The organism is Albibacterium profundi, assembly GCF_042159835.1.
In the GTDB taxonomy this organism is placed as follows: domain Bacteria; phylum Bacteroidota; class Bacteroidia; order Sphingobacteriales; family Sphingobacteriaceae; genus Albibacterium; species Albibacterium profundi.
Map to the genome: position 1 here is coordinate 220063 of NZ_JBBVGT010000003.1, position 15512 is coordinate 235574.

Annotated in this window: 9 protein-coding genes; 2 read left to right on the top strand and 7 right to left on the bottom strand. The window is 41.3% G+C overall.

The window, feature by feature from the left end:
- Nucleotides 1-16: 16 nt before the first annotated feature.
- The 4 genes from WKR92_RS12510 to clpB form a co-directional block, all read right to left on the bottom strand.
- The gene (locus tag WKR92_RS12510) at nt 17-991 is read right to left on the bottom strand and encodes a polyprenyl synthetase family protein (RefSeq protein WP_375558169.1); all 975 of its coding nucleotides are present in this window, start codon (nt 989-991) and stop codon (nt 17-19) included.
- A 28-nt stretch (nt 992-1019) separates the two neighbouring features.
- Nucleotides 1020-3140 (bottom strand): ribonuclease R, encoded by a 2121-nt coding sequence (gene rnr, locus WKR92_RS12515; RefSeq protein WP_375558170.1) that lies wholly within the window; start codon nt 3138-3140, stop codon nt 1020-1022.
- An 81-nt stretch (nt 3141-3221) separates the two neighbouring features.
- Complete coding sequence (locus tag WKR92_RS12520) at nt 3222-5711, bottom strand: ATP-binding protein (RefSeq protein ID WP_375558171.1); 2490 nt, start codon at nt 5709-5711, stop codon at nt 3222-3224.
- A 75-nt stretch (nt 5712-5786) separates the two neighbouring features.
- On the bottom strand, nt 5787-8381 hold the full coding sequence (clpB, locus tag WKR92_RS12525) for an ATP-dependent chaperone ClpB (protein WP_375558172.1): 2595 nt from the start codon (nt 8379-8381) through the stop codon (nt 5787-5789).
- A gap of 240 nt (nt 8382-8621) precedes the next feature.
- Here clpB and WKR92_RS12530 point away from each other — a divergent pair, with 240 nt between their 5' ends.
- Nucleotides 8622-10607 (top strand): TonB-dependent receptor plug domain-containing protein, encoded by a 1986-nt coding sequence (locus WKR92_RS12530; RefSeq protein WP_375558173.1) that lies wholly within the window; start codon nt 8622-8624, stop codon nt 10605-10607.
- Between the two features lie 17 nt (nt 10608-10624).
- Nucleotides 10625-11722 (top strand): DUF5074 domain-containing protein, encoded by a 1098-nt coding sequence (locus WKR92_RS12535; RefSeq protein WP_375558174.1) that lies wholly within the window; start codon nt 10625-10627, stop codon nt 11720-11722.
- An 8-nt stretch (nt 11723-11730) separates the two neighbouring features.
- Here WKR92_RS12535 and WKR92_RS12540 read toward each other — a convergent pair whose 3' ends face one another.
- The 3 genes from WKR92_RS12540 to WKR92_RS12550 all read right to left on the bottom strand — a co-directional run bounded on the left by WKR92_RS12540 (nt 11731) and on the right by WKR92_RS12550 (nt 15464).
- Nucleotides 11731-12441: an ABC transporter ATP-binding protein gene (locus WKR92_RS12540; RefSeq protein ID WP_375558175.1), complete on the bottom strand. Its 711-nt coding sequence runs from the start codon at nt 12439-12441 to the stop codon at nt 11731-11733.
- An 18-nt stretch (nt 12442-12459) separates the two neighbouring features.
- Complete coding sequence (locus WKR92_RS12545) at nt 12460-13941, bottom strand: DUF5687 family protein (protein WP_375558176.1); 1482 nt, start codon at nt 13939-13941, stop codon at nt 12460-12462.
- Nucleotides 13942-14066: 125 nt separating this feature from the next.
- The gene (locus WKR92_RS12550) at nt 14067-15464 is read right to left on the bottom strand and encodes a DUF6600 domain-containing protein (protein WP_375558177.1); all 1398 of its coding nucleotides are present in this window, start codon (nt 15462-15464) and stop codon (nt 14067-14069) included.
- Nucleotides 15465-15512: the final 48 nt, after the last annotated feature.

Genomic DNA, 15512 nt, shown 5'->3' on the forward strand with positions numbered 1-15512 from the left:
TTTGTGTCCTTGTTTTCTATTTAGTTCTATTTAGTAGTTCTTCACTAAGCTTCAATAGAGGAGCCTTTTTCCCGGTATCTATGTCGACTCTCTCCAAAGCTTGATAGGCTAGTTGTGTGTACTGCTGTATTTCGTCCTTTATGTTGTTCTGAACCTCCAATTTATTAAAGATTCTCATGATTGTATTAATCTTTTGATCAGGATCATATTCGATTTTCTGTAACCACGATACTATTTCGTCTCGATCTTCATCCGTCGCCAGTTCTAAAGCTTTTAAAAGCAAATAGGTCTTCTTGTTTTCTAAAATGTCTCCACCCAATTGTTTTCCAAAGTGCTGCGGGTCGCCGTAAGCATCTAAAAAGTCATCTTGTAACTGAAACGCAATACCTAAGTTAACGCCAAATTCGTATAAGAGCATGGCCTGCTCTGGTTCCGCATTCGCTGTTATAGCTCCGAGCTGCAAAGAAGCACCAATCAAGACAGCCGTTTTCAAGCGAATCATTTCTATATAGTCTTTGATTTCGACCTGTAATGTTCTTTCGAAATCCATATCCAACTGCTGCCCGATACAAACCTCGGCAGCTGTCTTGTTAAATACTTCAAGCAAGGGTGGAATCAATTCTGGCGGGTTCTTCGCTAAGAGGGTATATGAGTGGATCAGCATAAAGTCGCCTGACAGGATAGCAGTGTTGGCGTTCCACTTAATATGAACTGTGTCCTGACCACGTCGCAACGGTGCTTTATCCATAATATCATCATGCATTAAGCTAAAATTATGAAACACCTCAACCGCTAAGGCGGAGGATAGGGCTTGAGTGGAGTGAGCTCCAAACATCTCAGCGGCCAGGAGCGTTAGTGTTGGTCGGATTCGCTTACCGCCGATCGACAGCAAATAACTTATCGGCTCATATAAATCTTTGGGTTTTTCTGGAAATTGAAACGAAGTGAGACCGTCGTGAATTATATCTTGATATGCTTTGATAGACTGCATGTTGTTTCTTGTTGTAAAATTACTGATTTTATGATAGTAAGATAAAGTCAATCTGTCTTTTCATGAGATCAACGTGTTTCACTTTCACCCGAACTTCATCTCCAAGTTGATATTTCTTTTTCTTTCTCTGGCCAATAATTGCGTAGTTTTTCTCATCAAGCGAATAGAAATCATCCCGCATGTCACGCAGTCTAATCATCCCTTCACATTTATTCTCTTCGATCTCAACATACATGCCCCATTCGGTAACGCCCGAAACAATGCCCATGTACTCTGTTCCAATCTGATCTTGTAAGTATTCAGCTTGTTTATATTTTACTGAAGCCCGTTCTGCGTCAGCCGCCCGTTTCTCCATTTGTGAAGCGTGGGTAGCCATTTTTTCATACGCTTCTTCATTTACCGCTGCTCCATCAGCGAGGTAGTGCTCTAAGAGTCTGTGGACCATCATGTCGGGATAACGGCGGATAGGCGAAGTGAAATGTGTATAATAATCAAATCCTAAACCATAGTGGCTGCTCGACTTTGTGGTATAGACGGCTTTGGCCATAGAGCGAATTGCCAGTTGCGTCAATACATTTTGCTCTTTTTTACCTTCAATGTCTGACATGAGTTTGTTCAGCGAATGAGCAGTCTCCTTACTTGTGTTGGTGTTTATTTTGTAACCAAAACGAGATGCAAATTGGGTGAAATTACTCAAGCTACTTTCATTTGGAACATCATGCGATCGGTATACAAACGGGAGTTTCTTTTTACCTTTTCCTTTCTTTCCAATGAATTCAGCTACGCGCTTATTTGCTAATAGCATAAAGTCTTCGATGAGTTTATGAGCGTCTTTTCTTTCTCTTACATACACACCAATTGGTTTGCCGTTTTCATCCAAGTGAAATTTAGTTTCAACACTTTCAAAACTGATTGCGCCGTTTTTAAATCGCTTAGCCCTCATTGTATGAGCCAATTGGTTCAAGGTGAGAAGTTGTTCTTTTACGTCGCTGTCGCCACCTTCAATAACTTCTTGAGCATCTTCGTAACTCATTCGCTTGTCGGAATGAATGATAGTTTTTCCAAACCATTCGGAACGAACATTCGCTTTTTCATCCAGCTCAAATACTGCTGAGAAACAAAATTTATCCTCATTAGGGCGAAGCGAGCAGAGGTTGTTTGATAAACGTTCTGGGAGCATAGGAATCACCCGGTCAACCAAATATACTGATGTTCCTCTTTCAAAAGCCTCATGGTCTAGTGCCGTGTCTGGTTGCACGTAATAAGTTACATCGGCGATATGAACACCAATTTCATAATTTCCATTCTCTAGTCTATCGAACGAGATCGCATCGTCAAAATCTTTTGCATCGAAAGGGTCGATAGTAAAGGTTAGTTTATCTCTGAAGTCTTTCCTTTTCTTAATTTCTTTACTAGGCAACTCTGCAGGTAGGGCGTTCGACTCTTCTTCAACGTTTTTAGGGAAGGACAATGGAAAACCAAAGTCAGCTAGGATGGCATTCATCTCGGCGTCGTTCTCACCTTGAAAACCGAGGACATGTTCTACTTTACCAACAGGGTTTTTACTGCCTGGTGGCCAGTCTGTTATGCTTACCACAACCTTCTCGTTGTCCTTTGCGCCATTCAGATCTTCAAGTGGAACAAAAATATCGTGAAGCATTTTTCGGTCGTCAGTAATCAGAAATGCGAATCGTGGTGATACTTTTAATACACCCGTGAAATTTGTTCTGGATCGTTCAAGTATTTCAATTACTTCACCCTCTTTTTTTCCTTCGCGCTTACTTTCGTATGCGTGGATTTTAACTATGTCGCCATTTAGCGCGTTTCGTACCTTGCGAGGAGGTACATAAATGTCTTCGTCAAACTCTTCGGTGACTATATAAGCTGATCCATCACTCGTCATATCAACTCTCCCAACAACAATTGTACGTAGTTCTTTGAGGATATACTTGCCTTTTGACACTTCTTTGAATCGGCCAGATCTAGTCCCTTCTTTAAGTATGTCTTGAATTCCCAGCCTTGATTCTTGGTCAGTGATATTGAGTTTACCGCTAACTTGTTTGTAGTTTAATGCTTGGTTTCCAGCTGTTCGTAAAACATCGGTAACTAATTGCGATAATATATTTTTAAATGTGTTGTTTTTTGCCATTTGATGGGAATTAAATGATAAGAGCGTCCGGTCACTAAGTTATGAAAACAAACACTTCTTAAAGTTTTTTTTCTTGAAAATTTATAGAGCTTCTTCTTTGTTCAAAAGCTCTATAAATTGTTTAAGTCTATGTTCGATCTCTTCAATCTCGTCAACGCCCGGTTGCTCACCGCTTCTTGCATCTATCTCCATTTTTCTCAACACGAAAGCGATTGATTCTTCTCCCATTTGAGCTGTTCTGCCCGCTAGTCGGTGTAACAAAAACTCTGTTTGATAGATATTGTCTGACAGGACGTTTGATTTCAGCTCAGCCAAGTCTTTTTTTGTTCCGTCCTTAAATAGTTTAATGACTTTGGGTCGTATGTGTTCATCTGTGTTTGATAATATCGTCTCGATCAGCTCACTGGCTGCATTGTTTACCGGGTCGGTGTCAGCCTCCAGCCCAAGAATGGTCAATAAGTCCAGTTCCTTGAAGGGTTTCAATAATAAGCCGTCAAAGCCAAATGATAGGATCTCTTTTCGTTCTTCTGGCAAAGCCTGAGCCGTAAACGCTATGATTTTGACACTAGACCCGTAACGCTCTCTAAACTCTTTGTAAAGATCTTTGCCTGTCATGCCTGGCATTCTCATGTCAGTTAATATGAAATCAGGCCGTTCATTGTTGGGCATTGCTAAGGCGTCAATCGGAGAGTGAAAAACTTGATGATTGATACCGTACTTCTGAAGGATAGTATCACACAGGTCTAAAATATAATTATCGTCATCAACAACCCATACGTTGCCTGAAAAGGCTGACACCGGAGTTAATAGCGGTCCCTTTTGGTCGGTCTCAAGAGCCTCTTGCATTGTAGGAAGACTGAAGGAAACCGTAAATACAGAGCCTTTACCTACAATGCTTTTTATTTTAATGTCACCACCCATAGCTTCTACTAGAGTTTTAACGATCGTAAGCCCTAAACCATTACCAAAGTGTACGCCAGAGCCCGCATTTGTTGACTGTTCGAATTCGTTGAAAATCTTTTTTAAATCTGACTCCATAATCCCCGGCCCTGTGTCTTGGATACGGAAACTTATATCGGTTTTATCACCGTAATCTGTTGCAACAATTTGTAGTAGAACCTGGCCGACGTCGGTGAATTTTACTGCGTTCCCCACTAGGTTGAAAAGTATCTGTTTAATTCGGAATGCGTCACCTATAACAAGCCCATCTCCAAATGTTTGTGCGCTTAATACCAAGTCGATATTCTTCCTGTCAGCTTGAGGTTTCATGATGTCGATTAGCTCTTGTCCGAGTTTTTTGATATTGACCACCTCTTCTTGGAAAGCAAATTTCCCTGAATTCAGCATATTGTAATCCAGTATTTCGTTTACAATCTGCAATAAATGTTCAGACGATTGGTGGATTACGTTGACTTTCTCATTGTTTGAATGTTGATTTCTTAGTTGCTCGGTGTAACCAATGATTGACTGAAGGGGAGTGCGCAGCTCATGACTCATATTCGAAAGAAAACGCTGCTTAGCGACGCTGTGATACTCAGCCTCATTTTTTGCTCTTTCTAATTCTGTACGATAGGCTGCGCCCTTTCGCATATCATCTAAAATAAAATAAATTAGAATAACCGATATGATAAAGAATGTCAGTAAGATATATGCTATCCGCTGAACGCTTTGGTTAACTACATTTCTTGCATCAAGATTTTCGAGTTCCATTTGAAGCATGGCTTCCTTCTCCACTTCATGAAGAATGCTGAACATGTTGCTGACTAGGATATTTCCTGCAATTGTAAGTTCGGCTTCCTGATTGACGAAATTTGAACTTCGCTGTATCTGCCGTTGTGCTAAACTTTGAATTGCTTGATCTATCTTCTTTTCGGCGCTATCAGCACGAACATTCTTAATGGTATCTACTTGAATGTCCAGTTCTTCCTGAATCGTTCTCGGAGCCGAAGGAGTTGTGGGTGCCTCTTTATTCCGACCGCCGAAGATCCTAGACAAGAAGCCCCTGTTTGATTTATCTTCTTCTTGTTCCGCGGGCTCCACAGTTCGGGTAGTAATCTTCTTTTCTGTGGTTACAATGGTGCTGTCACTTTGCGGCGCTGACTGGATTAATGATGATATGTTCTTTATTTGTGAAGAAAATGCCTGATTGTCTACTAAGTTTTTTCGAACCTGTACATATGAATTAAACAATTGATCTCGTTCTTTGAGCAGAATTCTAATGGAGTCGATCCTTTGAGATTGCACATCATGACTCGAATAAAGATTTTCCAGGGTATCAAGAGCACGTAGTATATCATTTGATTCTTTAGCATAACCAGTATAATTAGTTGTATTTAAGACTTGTGCACGCTGAAGTTGGTCAACTTGAAGAATGTCTCTAGAGATCCGACTCACTAGCCTCAGTTTCTCGTTAGGTGTCGACACCTTATCCACTTTGACGAGCATTTCGTCAAAGGCAACCCGACTTATGACATAGGCGAGCCCTAGAGCAACCGCCGATGCCATAAAAATAAAGAATATTTTGTAATAAACTTTTGAGCCTGTTTTCTGTTTTTCTAGTGTATTTTTCATCCTCAGGTAACCAAAAAAGGCACAAATAATGTGCCTTTTTCTAATTGCTTCTATTTACGACAAATAGATATATTCTTAACTCTCATTTAAGAAGACAAACTTTTGGTCAAACATGTCTAATTTAATCGTACTATCCTTTGATACCTTTCCAGCTAAAATTTCCTTTGATAACTCATTAAGTACTCGTTTCTGCATTACACGCTTGAGCGGTCTCGCTCCAAACTGAGGGTCATAGCCTAGCTGTGCAAGCCAATCTAAGGCTTCGGGGCTGGCTGTTATTGTGATATCCATTTCTGCTAACTGCTTTTGAAGTTTCTCAAATTGCAATTTGACGATTTCACCAATTTCGTCCCGAGATAATGGTGTGAACATGATAACCTCATCGATACGGTTTAAAAACTCTGGTCGTATCGACTTTTTTAAAAGTTCAAATACGTCCATCCGTGTTTTGGCGATGACCTCAGCACGATTACCTTCGTGTAAATCCGAAAAGCTCTCTTGGATCAAGTGAGAACCAATATTAGATGTCATGATGATGATCGTGTTTTTAAAATTAACGACTCTTCCTTTATTATCAGTCAAATGACCATCGTCCAGTACTTGCAGTAAGATATTGAAAACATCTGGATGAGCTTTTTCAATCTCGTCTAGAAGTACAACCGAATAGGGGTGTCTGCGCACAGCTTCAGTAAGTTGGCCGCCTTCTTCGTAACCCACGTATCCTGGAGGGGCACCTATAAGTCGAGAGACTGAATGGCGTTCCTGATATTCGCTCATGTCAATTCGGACCATCATGTGTTCATCGTTAAAAAGAAAATCCGCGAGTGCTTTCGCCAATTCAGTTTTTCCCACACCCGTAGTTCCTAGAAAGATAAACGAACCGATTGGGCGGTTTTTGTCACTTAATCCCGCCCTCGATCGTCTGATCGCATCTGAGACAGCTTCAATTGCCTCCGACTGACCGGCAACTCGTTTATGAAGTTCTTCTTCAAGTTTCAATAGTTTCTCGCGCTCGCTTTCAACCATTTTTGCAACTGGAATGCCGGTCCATCTGGCAACTATGCTAGCGATGTCTTCAGCCGTGACCTCTTCTTTTAGCATTCGATGGTCGCTTTGGAATTCTTCAAGATCAGCTTTCAGCTTCGTTACGTTGTCTTGCGCTTCTTTAATGCGGCCATAGCGTAGTTCGGCAACCTTGCCATAGTCGCCCGCACGTTCAGCCTGTGAGGCCTCTAGCTTATAGTCTTCAATTCTTTGCATTTCTTGATTTATACTGTCAACCAAACTTTTCTCGCTTTGCCAAGATGCTCTAATTGAATCTCTTTCGCTCGTTAACTTAGCAATCTCTTCACTTAAAGATTCTACTTTGTGTTGATCTTTTTCGCGTTTAATCGCCTCCCGTTCGATCTCCAATTGCATGATTTTTCGTTCTATTTCGTCCACAGCCTCCGGCACTGAATCCATTTCTAATCTCAACTTGGAGGCTGCCTCGTCCATCAAGTCAATTGCCTTATCTGGCAAAAAGCGGTCGGCAATATAGCGCTGAGATAATTCCACGGCCGCAATAATTGCACTATCAAGTATGCGTACTTTATGGTGGGTTTCGTAGCGCTCTTTTAAGCCTCTCAGAATAGAGATGGCATCCTGAGTGTCCGGTTCTTCAACCATTACAATTTGGAATCGACGTTCCAAGGCTTTGTCCTTTTCAAAGTATTTTTGATATTCATCGAGTGTAGTCGCTCCAATAGCACGTAGTTCACCTCGTGCCAACGCTGGTTTTAAGATATTAGCAGCATCCATGGCGCCTTCGCCACCACCGGCTCCTACAAGTGTGTGGATTTCGTCAATAAAGAGGATAATTGATCCGTCACTGCTGGTTACCTCTTTTACAACAGATTTTAAACGTTCCTCGAATTCGCCTTTGTACTTAGCTCCAGCGATTAAAGCTCCCATATCTAGCGAGTAAACCGTTTTGCTCTTTAAATTTTCAGGAACATCGCCTTTAATGATACGATGAGCAATTCCTTCGGCAATAGCCGTTTTACCCACACCCGGTTCTCCCACGAGGATCGGGTTGTTTTTCGTCCGCCGAGAGAGGATTTGCATTACACGTCGGATTTCCTCATCGCGACCGATTACTGGATCCAGTTTCCCAGACTCTGCAAATTCATTTAAGTTCCGTGCATATTTATTTAAAGCATTATATGTCGCTTCAGCGTTTTGGTCCGTAACGCGACTGTTGCCACGTAGTTCCGATATAGCTTTCCTTAGATCTTTGTCGGTCAGCCCATGATCTTTTAAAAGGCTTGATGCTTTGCTACTGCCATTCAATATTGCCAATAGAAGATGTTCTACGGAAACGAATTCGTCATTGAAGTCCTTTAAATATGATTGTGCTTTTTGAATAATCGCGTTCGTGTCGTTAGCAAGATAGATATTGCTTCCACTAACTTTTGGAAATCCTGCAATCAATGAATCCAGGGATTCATTCAAAAGTGGAATGTTAGCGTTAAGTTTTTTTAGCAGGTGACTAACAACATTTTCATCGACTACTAATAGCGCTTTCAATAGATGTGCGGGTTCAATAGCTTGTTGTTGGTTGCCGACTGTTATTTCTGAGGCTTTCTGAATAGCCTCCTGTGCTTTTATAGTAAAATTATTGAAGTTCATATTCGTTTTTTCCTATCTATTTCAAAACAAATACCATTGTAGAATGTTCTATAAAATCGGAAAAAATGACGTGTTGGATAGCATTTTACATGAAATAATGTCGTGATAAACAATACTATGGTACTTGTTATACGAAGTGTTTCTTTTTGACTCGCTATCATTAGAGAATTTTAATTCCTAAATAAAGGAAGATTTATCTAAGTTTGGCGAAGTGTTTAATCGTTATCAGACCGCATGGTGTTGAAGAGCATACTATCTATATTCTTTATAATATCGACCCTTAACTTGTTTGCGCAAGATACGTTGAAGGTTGCAGACACGCTTAATCGGGTTGATGTTAACCGGACTCAACTTTCAAATGCCGAACAATCGCCTATGCCATCTCAGACGCTTCGTCCGGATGATTGGTCAAATCTTAACAGTACCACCGTCGCAGATGCTGTGAAATATCTTTCAGGTGTACAGGTACGAGACTATGGTGGTATTGGTGGTCTTAAAACTGTGGATGTACGCAGCCTAGGTGCTAATCACACTGCAATACTGTACGACGGAATAAGCATGAATAATGCACAGAATGGCCAAATTGATCTCGGTCGCCTTACTCTTGAAAATATAGAAGTTATTAGTCTGTTCCATGGCCAGCCTAATAACTTGTTGCTACCTGCGAAGGCTTTTTCCGCAGCATCTGTCTTGCAGTTGGTAACGACTGATCCTGTCTTTAAACCGGGGTGCAAGACCAATTTGAAATTGGGTTTGGAAACCGGAAGTTTCGGGTTGCTTAATCCATCGTTTCGTTGGCAACAAAAGTTGGGGTCCCAGACGAGCACGAATTTCAACGCCGAATATACGAGTGCTCATGGAGAGTATGATTTTTATTTCCAACGTGGGATTGTCGACACATTAGTACGACGGGAAAATTCTGATATAGAAGCCCTGCGACTGGAGTTCGCCGTGCAAGGTGCTTTAGCGGACAGTAGTTCATGGAAGGTGAGTCTTTACCACTATCTTGCAGATCGCGGGCTTCCTGGTGCTGCGGTCGATAATCGCTTCTTCTCGGAAGAGCGACAAAAAGAGCGTGATTATTTTATTCAAGGAAGATGGAAGAAAATAATCAGTCCACGATATGAAATTTTGCTAAATGCAAAACACCAATATAGTTATCTGCACTACGCTGATCCTAATTTTCTAACTTCAGATGGCTATCTAGAAAATACATATAAGCAGCATGAAAACTTTATATCAGTCGCCAATCTCTTCACGCTTTCTAAACAGCTTCAGGCGTCTTTTGCTGCTGACTATACGCGCCAGACACTTGACGCCAACCTGCGGGATTTTGCATACCCAACGAGAAATACCGTTCTATTGAATACAGCTCTACGTTGGAAATGGAAAAATGTACAACTTGATGCAAATGCGTTGGCGACCTTCTGGACTGAGAAAACCGAAATTCATGAGGAGAGTTTGCACAAGGAAAATCTGGGATATTCAGTATCGGCTTCTTGGAAACCATTAGCAAATAACAACCTATATCTAAGGGTATTCCACAAATCGATCTTCAGAGCTCCTACATTCAATGATATGTACTATACACTGGTCGGCTCAACATCGTTGAGGCCTGAGTTTGTTGATGAGTACAATATAGGTCTCACATGGCAGAAAGCACTGCCGGGGACTATTGAACAGATACAATTTAATGTAGATGCGTATCACAACGCAATCAAAGATCGGATTACAGCCATTCCTCTCAATAGCCTATTTCGTTGGTCGATGGTCAACTTGGGGCAAGTTGATATCGACGGACTGGATGTTGGCTTTTTGGGCAGAGTACGGTTAGGTACCAAATCAACCTTAGACACCAGAGTCAATTACACCTATCAAAAAGCCGTTGATAAAACCCCAGATGGCGCCAATTATGATCAGTTGGTACCTTATACTCCACAACATAGTGGCGCGTTTTTTGCAACTGGCAATTACAAAGGCTTTTCACTTAGTTACAATGTTTTATACGTTGGCGAGCGTTATAGCTTACGTTCAAATACCATGGAAAACTTGATGACCGATTGGCTGGTCCAAAATATTGCAGCATCTTACTCTCTGAAAAAAAGAGAACAAACATATCGTATCCAACTAGAACTTAATAATCTGGCAGATACAAATTACCAGATTATCCGTTCATACCCGATGCCGGGCTTGCATTATCGTGTTGGTTTACAAATTGCTTATTAATCACTATATATAATCAAATGAAAAACAGTTTACATCAATCTTTTCTTTTCTTTATCGGCGTCTTTGCTGCGTTTGCGACCTCTTGTTCCGATAAAGACCCTGTTATCGCAGATGAACCGGTGGCACCTTCTGCGGGTATGTATGTATTGAATGAAGGATCGTTTAATGTTGCCGGGTCAAGTAGTCTTTCGTATATCGACTTTGAGACGAACGAGGTTACACCAAATATCTTTCAAACTAATAACTCTACGGCCGAACTGGGTGCCGATCCCGTTGATATGGGGCAGTACGGAAGCCTCATGTTTATAACAGCCACAGGGTCAAATAAGGTGTTGGTATTAGATGCCGCTTCTGCTAAACAAATTAAGGCTATCAACATCGAGAAGCCGCGCTATATGGCATTTCATAGCGGGAAGGTATTTGTGACTTCGTATACGAATCAAGTTTTCGTAATCGATACGCTAACCAATACAGTAACAACAGAAATTGCGGTAGGGAACACGCCTGAACAGATCGGAGTGGCAAATAATAAAGTGTATGTCGCAAATTCTGGTTCAAACGACTATATCGCCGGTGGTGTTCACGACAATCGGGTTTTTGTAATTGATCCGGCAACACTTTCGGTGGTAAAGGAAATCGAAGTAGGCGATAATGTTTATCGTCTCCATAGTGATGCCGAAGGGAATGTATATGTAAGTACCGGGGATATTTTCGATAGTAATGATTGGTCGGTCGTGCTCCATCCGGCTAAACTATATAGAATTAATAGCGTAACCGATGCTGTAGATAAGGAATTTGATTTCGGTGCTCAGTTGATGGATTCCAAAGGAGGTCAACTTTATGTTGTTAGTACCAATTATGAGGGCGAAAATGGCGTGTTCAACCTGCTACAAATGGACAAAAATGCTGATCAAGTTAATAAACTAGATTATTTCAACTCCATTACCTTTGATTATATGTATGCTCTCACTGTGGACCAAGAAAATGGAGATATTTGGGTGTCCAATGCCGTCTGGACCGGTAATGGAACAGTCCATCATTATAGCATAGAAAGTCAAGATACGGAAGAGTTTACAGTTGGTTTAGGCCCTTCAGTATTAGTCCTAAAAAAATAAGATCATTCTTATTCTTCTTGTAACGACTGCGAAAAGAATGCTTCTAATTCCATTAAGGTATCCGGAGAAGTTGGTCCGTCTTTGACCACTTCTCCTTTGTTTAAAGCGATGATCCGATCACAAACATCAACCGTATGAGAAAGGTCGTGACTAGATATTAAAAACGTTTTTTCTTTGCTTTCCGTCAGGCTCTTAATAATCTTCTTCAAGCATATCTGGGTGGTGGGGTCCAGGTTCGCGAAAGGCTCGTCTAGGATAACAAGCTCCGGGTTGCCAATTAATGCCGCTACAATGCCAACTTTCTTCTGGTTTCCTTTTGATAGATCTCGTAGATATTTCCGTTGGTTAAGGATCTCACCATTAAAAAAGTCGTTGTAGTCGACCAGAAAGTGATTAACATCCTCTTTGTTTAGACCACGTAATTCACCAATGAAATAAAAATATTCTTCTGGAGATAGATAGCCAATCAAAAAACTTTCATCAATGAACGCCGTTGTAAAGCCTTTCCAATCTTCGCTTTCATTAACAGGTATCCCTTGGTTGGTAATTTGTCCGTTCGAGGCTTTTATTAGATCGAGCACCAAACTAAAAAGGGTTGTTTTCCCAGCACCGTTATTACCAACTAAACCGATGCTTTCACCTTTTTCAATTCGTAAATGAGGAATATTTAATACACAGTACTCGTTGTAATATTTCTTAATGTCTTTGATCTCTATCATGTCTTATAAGCTTTTTTATTAATCTTGCTGTTGGGAGAACCCACTAATGGTCTCATACTTCCGTTTTTTATACAGTTTCGCTAGTCCGTTGATAATAATATTTTTTAATACCAGACCAATAATACCGAGGAATGCTAAGCTCAGAGTGGCTGTGTTTTTATCAACAGTTTCTGAAAGCGAAAACCACAGCAAGATGGGAATAGCAAATAGAGGAATGCCAACAATCCACTGCGCAGCGCCCATTCCCTCATAATTTAAAAACTGTGACTTATCTAAGTTGATTCTCTTTTTATTCATTGCTCCGAAGTATAACAGGATGGGGACATTAATTCCCATATTGAATAGAGCACAAGCCAAATTGATTAACAGGATATCCCAACCAAAATACACGTATGGGGTACTAAGAACTGTCAGAATGATAGCCGAGGCGTACATCAGCATTACTTTGGAATTTAAGTAGAGTTTCATGGAGACATCTTGAGTCATCAACATAGCATAATAGCTGCTGTCCCAGGCGGGAATGAACTGACCGAAATTAATCATAAAGATACCCGTAATAAAAATGCCTACAAATACCATCCACGTTGAGTTTTGGTAATAAGGGTTGGGGTAGAAGAAGAGACCATAAAAAACCAATAAGAGGGCCATAATAACGGTGGCTCGCGAACGTTTATTGCGTTGCAATAAACGGATGTCTAGCTGGATGAAAGGTGCTAGTTTCCCGAATCGGTTGGTCCACGACAGGTCTGTTTCTCGGAAGCTGTCTGATTGATTTTTTACATAGGAATCCAGATAAATATTGTGTCGAAGGGAGCGGAACGTGCTGATATAACTGCCAATTAGTATAAGTAATGGAATCATGGCCAAGATGGGTTGTTCCAATAACGTAGTAAACAACTGGCCGAAAAGTTTAGAGACAGAAAAGACGCCAAAATAATCAAGTAACGCTAGCGCTGTTATAACGATAATCAGCGGTATGAATGCTTTTAGGTTTTCTGCAAATTTCTTTTTAATGAAGTAGTTCGCAAAGTTAATTGTTAGAACCAACGAGAATATGCTTAGCAACCACGCCATCAGTTGCATTGATGTGACATCACCTTTAAAAAAGCAAATTGCAGCAAAGGGTATTGTAACGAGCAATGCCATCAGGTTGTAAAACGAAAAAATACTCTTAGTCAAGAGATAGTGAGACATTTGACTGCGACTCACTTTCTGCAAGAGTAGCGGTTTCAAATGCATTACTGGAAGATTCTGTAGCATAAAGCGTATGATCAGTTCGAACACAAACCAAGCTAGAAGGAAATCATTAACTTTATGTATGGGTGTTTCATTCGGAAAGGACTCTTCGACAAGCTCATACAAACTGAAGCCGAGCGTTAGAAAAACCATAATGAAATAAAAGGCTATAAAGCCTAAAAATATCTTAACAGCAATGCTACGACCGGCGCTAGCAGAACGAAAAAATGCTTTCCATTCGAGGGCTAATAATTTTTGAAACATTTAATAAAAATAGGAAAAGTTTATAATTTCCCTAGCCATTGTTTTTACTAAGATGAATAAACAAGTAGGGGCTGCGTCCATTGGATTACAGCCCCTACTATTTTATTTTATGTTATAATCTTATATTATCTGCCACCTCTTGCTGAAGTTGACCTGCCTCTTGAGCTAGAGCTCCTGCTTGATGTAGCCTTCTTTGACGAAGAAGGACGTGATGCGCGGACAGTTGTCTTTGATCTACTTGGCGACGGATTACTGGCACGTTGTACACGTGTGTTCGAACGACTTGGCTGCGGCCTCCGTTGCTGGCTTTTTACCTCTGGACGTCGAGCCGGGCTTTGTCGTTGTGTTTTTCTTGACGGTGCAACCGACTGTTGTCTCGTCCGTGAACTCGGTGCCTTGGATTGTTGTACGCGACGATTAGGAGTACTCCTCGCCGATGACGACCGTTGAGTCTGAGGTTTCACATTCGTTGACCTCGGCGCAGTTGATCGATTGCTCGGTGCACGACTCGTACGTGTTCGATTGCTTTCAACTGCACTACGATTGTTCGTGCGATTTGTGTTTGAAGTTGCCCTCGTATTTGGTCGCGTTGCAGATGTTGAGCGACTGCTTGCGTTCGGCCGAATAGCTTCCGTATTACGTGTTCTTGTATTTGCATTCGTATTCCCACGTACTCTAGAACTGTTGTTTATGGACGAGTTGTTTCTTGCTGAACGCGTCGTTGTAGAAGCTGGCTGACGTTGTATTGAGCCTCGGCTCGCTACACGTGTTGGTCTCGCTGAACTTCGTGAATCCCGGTTGATGTTCGGTCTATATAATGACACTGATCGAGAGTTTATTGAAGCTCTACCTGGTCGGCGACGATCGTTTACATTATAAACCCTTACATTGCTTCGTGTTACCCGAGCCAAGTCGCGTCTAGCAGGACCACTATAGTATCTTCTATTGTTGTAGATATACGTGTTATTAATAATGGTCGTGTGACCGTAAAACGAGTTGTATCTTCTATACGGCGTATAGTATCTATAGATCGAAGGGCTAAAGAAGTAACGTTGAGGTACGAATATCCAGTGTCTTAATGGAATATTCACGCTGATACTTAAGTTTACTCCAGGGCCTAGAGGAGCCCATCCATATTGGCCTCCACCTTGTCTCCATGAAACCCAAGCCGGTCCCCATTCGTATCCTGGAACCCAAGCCCAACCATAATAGTCGTCATAATGCCAGCGACCATAATGGAAAGGAGCCCATCCCCAGTCGAAGTCCGATACCCATGTGTTTCCATAGTTCGTATTGACCCATCTTCCATTCGTTGAATAAGGATGGAAGTTTCTATCCACATCCGGAAGCCAAATATATCCGTAATCCGGATCGTCGATCCATTGTCCATATGGAGAAAGTTCGTCATAGAATAACTGGAACGAAACATCCATATGTTGTGCTCGCGCCTGTTTGAGGCCGGCAGTCGCCACCAGAAACATGACGGTCGCGACGAGTAATATCTTGTTTTTTATATTTTTCATAGTCGTATATTTTAATTGATAATCGAGTGCGTTTGTATATATGACGCC